Source organism: Thermodesulfobacteriota bacterium (assembly GCA_035325995.1).
In the GTDB taxonomy this organism is placed as follows: Bacteria; Desulfobacterota_D; UBA1144; order Nemesobacterales; family UBA2774; genus JADLGH01.
On the sequence record DAOKYU010000048.1, the window covers coordinates 1 to 1411 of the forward strand.

Annotated in this window: 2 protein-coding genes; both read left to right on the forward strand. The window is 59.0% G+C overall.

The features are described from left to right. Positions 1 to 91: 91 nt before the first annotated feature. Positions 92 to 505 carry a hypothetical protein gene (locus tag PKC29_15605; GenBank protein ID HML96831.1) on the forward strand — a complete coding sequence of 138 codons (414 nt, stop codon included), beginning with the start codon at positions 92 to 94 and terminating at the stop codon, positions 503 to 505. A gap of 410 nt (positions 506 to 915) precedes the next feature. Further along, positions 916 to 1374, forward strand: coding sequence for a hypothetical protein (locus tag PKC29_15610; GenBank protein HML96832.1), 459 nt, complete (start codon positions 916 to 918; stop codon positions 1372 to 1374). Positions 1375 to 1411: the final 37 nt, after the last annotated feature.

Here is a 1411-nt window from a genome sequence, read left to right on the forward strand (position 1 = left end):
TGGCCCTCGTATGCGAATGACGCACCCAGAATGAGTTGTTGTGTCTCACACGAACTCGCTTACGCTGGACAGATATCACAGACGATATACAATGGCTGTCCTTATCATCGATCCCGCTGCCGAAGATGAGCTCGACCGACTCTATGAGAGCGACGAAGACGCGGCAGCGCTGATCGATGCGTTGTTGGAGCAGCTTGGCGATGACGAGGGAACGCTGGGCGAGATATTCCGGCCCGGGCACTTCTTTCGCTATCGGCCACCGTTCGAGATAAAGAAGTTCGAGGAAGCGCAGCGTCGAGGGAAGAACATTTTCACGATGAGGGTGCGGGACGAGGCTGGAACCCTTCTGCCCTACCGAGTTCTGTTCGCGCACCACGCCCAGATCGACAGCTACTACGTGCTGTCCGTCGCTTCGAGAGAGGACGCCTATGACCCGAGCAAACCCGGCTTTCTCGACCTGCTCGTTCGATACGACGAGCATGGGATTCCTACCTACAAGTATTGACAAGAACTGTGTAGTTGGGATCACGCTCGTCCCAACGGTCTTTTTCGTCAACGACGAAGAGGCCGGCTGTCTCGCGGCACCTGTGAGCGGGTTCAGGATCCAGGACCGGATCGCAAGACTCGAGAAGTCGCCACGGCGCGCCGATGCATTAGCTCGGGCACGTCAGCGTTTGGGCCGGTGGCTGGAAGCTGAGCAGCGTCCGGGGTCAGAGTTGGTCGCCCTTCGGATGGCTGCAGGGCTTTCCCAACGGCAACTCGCCGAGCTCCTCGGTACTCAGCAAGCGAACGTTTCCAGACTGGAGAAGTGCCCTGGCAATCCAGGCCTGAACACTCTGCAGAGGTGGGCCAGTGCGCTTGGCGTCTCGATAGATCGCCTCGCTTCCGCAATTCGTTCGACCACGGATGCCGGGCGTGAGTAGATCACCCTTCGTCTTTTGTCAGTACGCCGATGACGTTCGGCGAGAGTACGGCGACAAGCTGTCGATCATGGGCATCTATCAGGGCGGGTTGCGTGTCGTCGGAACGCTTCCGGTCGTATTGCCGAAACTCGTGGTCTTGGCGCACTTGGTCTCATCTGCCCAGCAGTCACTCGAGGCGATCACTTTCCGGGTTCTGTGGAATGGGACCGTACTTCATGAGATCCCTGCACCCGAAGCCCTGATCGAGCAAATGAAGGCGGCCCAGGATCCGACGAGTGAAACGCAAGCCATCCAGATGGTGATCGCGCTGCAGCCGTTCACCATGGACGCCGGCGGAAAGCTGGAGGTTGTCGTCGACGCTGACGGGTCAACCATCCCCGGTAATGCCTTGAGAATCGAAGTTGTTGCGCCGGAAGCAGGAGACGCTCCTGCGCCATCATCGGGGCACTGAGGTACGGCAGTCGCCGCTTGCGCTGACTGCATCGTGA

Coding starts and splice junctions, on each gene's coding strand:
- PKC29_15605 (HML96831.1), top strand. CDS start 92: ATGGCTGTCCTTATCATCGATCCCGCTGCCGAAGATGAGCTCGACCGA.